The organism is Massilia sp. (assembly GCF_046293535.1).
Classification (GTDB): domain Bacteria; phylum Pseudomonadota; class Gammaproteobacteria; order Burkholderiales; family Burkholderiaceae_D; genus Telluria.
The window spans coordinates 1-5120 of sequence record NZ_JBKBOV010000082.1 but is presented as its reverse complement, the minus strand read 5'-3'; the positions used below and the strand labels follow the sequence as shown (position 1 = coordinate 5120).

At 64.7% G+C, this 5120-nt stretch carries 3 protein-coding genes; 1 reads left to right on the top strand and 2 read right to left on the bottom strand.

Annotated features, from left to right (window positions below):
• Positions 1-323: 323 nt before the first annotated feature.
• Complete coding sequence (locus ACK4S9_RS23040) at positions 324-2768, bottom strand: penicillin acylase family protein (RefSeq protein ID WP_409730251.1); 2445 nt, start codon at positions 2766-2768, stop codon at positions 324-326.
• Positions 2678-4321: a DUF418 domain-containing protein gene (locus tag ACK4S9_RS23035; RefSeq protein WP_409730249.1), complete on the bottom strand. Its 1644-nt coding sequence runs from the start codon at positions 4319-4321 to the stop codon at positions 2678-2680. Before ACK4S9_RS23035 ends, ACK4S9_RS23040 begins: the two co-directional genes overlap by 91 nt.
• Before the next feature lie 182 nt (positions 4322-4503).
• Between ACK4S9_RS23035 and ACK4S9_RS23030 the strand changes: the two genes are divergently transcribed.
• Positions 4504-4965 carry a MarR family winged helix-turn-helix transcriptional regulator gene (locus ACK4S9_RS23030; RefSeq protein WP_409730247.1) on the top strand — a complete coding sequence of 154 codons (462 nt, stop codon included), beginning with the start codon at positions 4504-4506 and terminating at the stop codon, positions 4963-4965.
• Positions 4966-5120 lie beyond the last annotated feature (155 nt).

Sequence of the window (5120 nt, the reverse complement as noted above, 5' to 3'; positions counted from 1 at the left end):
TTGTGAACATTTGATAATTTAAGTAATCACTGACCGAAGCCAGCGGCACCCTCATCAAACGCCCACACTTATCGACTGTTGATTGTTAAAGAACCAGTGTTCTGTACTACCTTGCTGCACCTTGCGAAGCGTTGTGTTCGTCAGCAGCAGAGAAGTGAGATTATGCAGTGTTTCGCTAAAACCGTCAACCCCTCGTTCGCTTCGTTTTTAGAATCTCTCTTGAGCTTGTCTTCGTAACCACTTGATTACGTTAACGTTTTTCTGCTCGAACGAAGCGGACGCGAACTATAGCAAAGCGCGCGCCCACTTGCAAGCCCTTGTCGTCAACGCGCCGGCAGCAACTCGATGACCTGTCTTGCCGCCTTTTCCACCGCCTCCCGCGAGTACAGCAGCGGGAAGTACTTGCCCTCGGCCCAAGGCTGCGCCAGGTCGCTGTAATGCGGGCTGGCCGGATCGCCCGACTGGCCGGGCGTGTTGATCGCCCGGGAGTTGTCCCAGTGACCGACGTCGAGCACCATGCGAAACGATGGCCCGTGCGCCTGCCAGAAACTGTCGGGGTGGTAGCTCGACACGTTGACCGTATGGGCGCTCCCGCCACGCGGCAGCGGCCCCACGTTCACCCGGGCGCGCGCAGCCTGGCCGAGGATGGGCGTCATCGGATGCACGAAGTAGCTGAAGTGCAGCTTGCCCCATTGCCAGCGCGCCGGATCCGGCCCCAGCAAGCCTTCCACTTCGGCCCACGCCTGCGCGAGGCTGGCGAGCAGGACTTCGTTGCGCTTGCGGAGCGCATCCGCCCCGAAACGCTGCGCCGGGTTTTCCAGCGACTCGAGCAGCACGCTCGCATGCGGCGCATCGAAACTCTGCGCCGCCGCCGGCGCAAGTACCGCTTCCTTGAAGGCGTGGCCGAGGTGGCGCGACCACCATAGCTCATACAGCGCCGCGGCTGCGGAGCCGGCCTTCTGCTCACCGTCCCATGCGGACAGCAGCCGCAAGGCCGCCTCGGTTTTCCGGTCCGCCGACGAGAGCGGCTTGAGCAGGGCCAGCAAGCGGCGCGCGTTCAGCGACACCACATCGTTCTGCAGGCGCTCCATGTCCTCCAGGCTCGCCTTGGGGGTCTGCGACAAGACCTCGGCGATCCGCCGCGCGCGCGCATTGTCGGGCCATTCGAAGCCGAGCTTGTGCTCCTTGTAGGGGAAGCCGGGCGGCAGGTTCATCTCATTCGCGGACGCGAACCAGCCCTGCTTCGGGTTGAACACGTAGGGCAGCTTGGCGCCGTCGAGAAAGCCCTGCCATTCGTAGCGGCCGTCGCCCGGCACCGGCATCAAACCATCCCAATTCGGGCGCACCGGCGCCAAGCCGCCCGCCACCCAGCCGATATTCCCGGCCGTGTCGGCGTACACCTGGTTTTCGGTGGGCGCTCCCCAGCGCTCCATCGCACGGCGGAACTGGGTGAAGTCCTGGGCCTTCATGTAGTCGATGCTGCCGAAATATGGCGCCATGCCCGGCGCCGTCCACGCGGTGCGCACCGCCAGGGCCCGGCCCTTGCGCGCATCCTGGTAAATCACGGGGCCGTGACGGGTGAAGCGCAGCTCGACCGTCCGCGCCGGTCCGCCGCGCACCGCCACTTTCTCGCGCACCAGGCGGAAGTTCTCCCAGCCGCCCCGGTAGCGGTACTGCCGCGGATTCTTCGGATTGAGCTCGTAGACGTACAGGTCTTCCTGGTCGATGCTGAAGATGGTCAGCCCGAAGGCAACCTTGCCGTTGTGGCCGATCGACACCCCCGGCAGCGCCGGCTCCCCTGCCCCGATGACGTCGAGGCCCGGGGCGCTCAGGTGCACGATGTAGCGCAGCGACGGCACGCCATAGGCGCGGTGCGGATCGTTTGCCAGGATCGGCCGGCCGGTCGCGGTGCGCGAGGGCGCCACCACCCAGTTATTGCTGCCCTCGAGCGTTTCCTCGTTCGGCAGCATGCGCGACACCTGCAGCTTGCGCGGTTCGAAGCGCACGTTCTCGGTCGCGCGCGTGAAGACGTCGAGCGCATCGTCGGGCAGGCAGGGATCGAGGCCGTCGGGCACGCGCGTGGTCCATGCCGGCGACAGCTGGGCGCGTACCGCGTCGGCCGCCAGGCCTGCGCTGCAGACCACTCGCGCGCGCGCGAATTCCTGGGTCAGGTTGCGCGTCAGCCCGTGGCTGCGGATGCGCACCACGTCCTCCGGACGCCACTTCGCCGGCATGTAGCCGAGTTGGCGGAACTCGAAGGGCAGCAACGCCGGCTTGCGCGCGATGGTGTCGATGTAGGCGTTGATCCCGGCGACGAAGCGGGCGCTGATCCGTTGCGCGTCCTTGCCATAGGCGGCCCATTCCGGCGCCATGCCGCCGCGGTACAGGAAGAGGCGTGCCGCCCGGTCCTGCTCCACATAAGCGGGACCGAAGACCGAGGCCAATTCGCCCAGGCCGCGGCGGCGCCACAAGTCGATCTGGAACAGGCGGTCGCGGGCGGCATTGAAGCCCTGGACGAAGAATGCGTCATCCTGGGTGGCTGCGTAGATGTGGGGCACGCCCCAGCGGTCCACCAGAATCCGGGCCGGCCGGTCCAGGCCGGCCACCGTCACCGGCTGTGCGCAGACAGGAAGCGCGGCGCCCGCGAGCAGCGCCGCGCCGAGTCGAAGCAGCGCCCTCACGCCGGCGTCGCCACCGCAGGCACGGCGGCCGGGGTCTTGATGCGCACGGGCGGGATCTGCCAATAGGTGACCGCACGCCACAGCCATTCCATCGGACCGTAACGGAAGCGCGACAGCCACACATGGCTGAACACGATCTGCGCCGCCGCGAGCACGACCACGAACAGCATCTGGTCGACGCGCGAGATGCCCCAGTTGCCGAAGCCGTAGCCGTAGAAGAAGGTTGATGCGACCAGCGACTGCGCCAGGTAGTTCGTGAGGGCCATGCGGCCGAACGGGGCCAGCACGCTCACCTTGTTCCAGGGTGATGCGCTGTAGAGCATCAGGATCACCAGGCTGACATAGCCGATCGAGGCCGGCAGGTTGCCCAGCATTTGCAGGCCGGACGCCAACTGGAAGCCGTCGGTGCCGCGCGATCCGGGCACCGCATGCATGGCGATGGTCGATCCCAGCAGGCCCATGCCAATGCCGATCGGCAGGCCGAACATGGCCAGCTTGCGGAACAGCGGCAAATGTACCTGCGCCTTGTCCATGATGCCCGAGCGGACGAACCAGGTACCGATCAGGAACATCGCGATCAGGATCGTCGCGAAGCCGACCTGGCCCGGCGCGTCTTCGACGAACTGCGTGGCGCGCATGTTGACGGCCTCGCCGAAGCTGCCTTTGCTGAGCACCGTGGTTTCGAGCCTGATGCGTTCTTCGCGCTCCTTCAGGCTCTTCGCCCGTTCGGCCTCCTGTTCCTTCTGCTTCTTCGCTTGCTCCTTGGTGGCCACCGCGGGCGGCTTCTCGGGGAAGAAGTACATCGATGCGCCGGCGCCGGTCATCATGAGGAAGGAAAAGCAGTAGATGCCGACGCCGATCCGCCACGGGCGGGCCGGCTTGTCGGCGTGGTAGCGCGTGGTGAGGTAGCCCAGCGTGATCAAGGCGATGCCGAGCATCGGCAGGCCGAAGCGCGCCTGCGGCGGCGTGGCGGGCAAGAACCAAGTGACGGCGCCGCCGATCGTTGCGAGCACGCCGGCCAGCATCATGACGAAGGCGATGACCGGCGGTTTGCCGAGGCGCTTCATGCGCTGTTCGCCGCGCAGCCACCAGGCGACGACGCCGAAGAAAGCCAGGCCACCGGCGATGCCGAACAGCCAGTCCATGTCGGGGATGAAGCCGCCGCCGACGCACAGGGCGATGGCCAGCAGGATCCACTTGGCGCGCCCATACAGCACGATCAAGAGGGCCGTCGCCGCAACCGCGTAGCTGAACAGGATGTCGCCGGCGAACAGGAGGATGTGATGCAAGGCGCCGAAGACGGCCAGTGCGGCGATGCGGCGCATATAGGGAAGCAGGAAGCTGCGGCCGGCGCGCTCCGCCCTGGTCAGCATGACGGCGAAGCCCATGCCGAACAGGAGGGAGAAGATGGTCCAGAATTTACCGGTGACGAAGTACTGGACGAAGTAGCTGACCCAGAAGTTCGCGCCACTGAGACCGTCCTGCATGCCGGAGCCGAGGGAGGCGGTGGCGCGGTTGAAGAACTCGACGTTCATCAGGAGGATGCCGATGAGGGCAAAGCCGCGCACGACGTCGAGCGACTGGATGCGTTCATCGTTTGCAACCGGCGTCAGCGCCGCCGGCACAGCTGGTCTATCCATGGCCATCTCCTTCTGGTTTTGATCGAGCGATCGTATTCCAAAGGGCCTCCGGCAAAACGCCTCATGCGACGAAACGGCGTAAAGACATGACAGAAGGCGTTTTGAGCACCATTATTAATATTGCATGGACCTTGCTGGTCACCTCGCTTGCAACTAGCTAGTGTGCGATCTATATTGGACTGATGAAGAATTCTCCTGCGTCTCCTCCTTCTACGCCGGTGCTGGGCGACCAACTGTGCTTTGCCCTGTACTCGACGTCGCTGGCAATGATGCGCGTGTACCGCGGCCTGCTGCCGAAGCTTGGACTGACCTACCCGCAATATCTGGTGATGATGGTGTTGTGGGAACAGGACGAGCTGACGGTGTCGGATATCGGGGAGCGCCTTTTTCTGGATTCCGCTACCTTGACGCCGCTGTTGAAGCGGATGGAAGCACAGGGCCTGGTGCAGCGGGCGCGCGCTCGCGCCGACGAACGGCAGGTGATCGTGTCGCTGACCGAACAGGGCCAGGCCTTGCGGAACGATGCGGCAGCGTTGATGCCGGAAATCCTGTGCGCCACCAAATGCTCGGCCGAAGAGATGACGCAACTGCGAGACCAGCTGGTTGACCTGCGCAAGAACCTGAACGATGGCGCCGGGGCGTGAATCGGCGGGGTTCGCCCCCGCTTTTCGTCAGGAGGCCCAAAGCAAAAAACCCCACCAGAGAGAGGATCCGCAATGCGGATCCGAACAGCGGGGTTTGGCTATAAAGCAAAAAACCCCACCAGAGAGAGCTGGGGGGGTTTTTCATCTAACTAGCC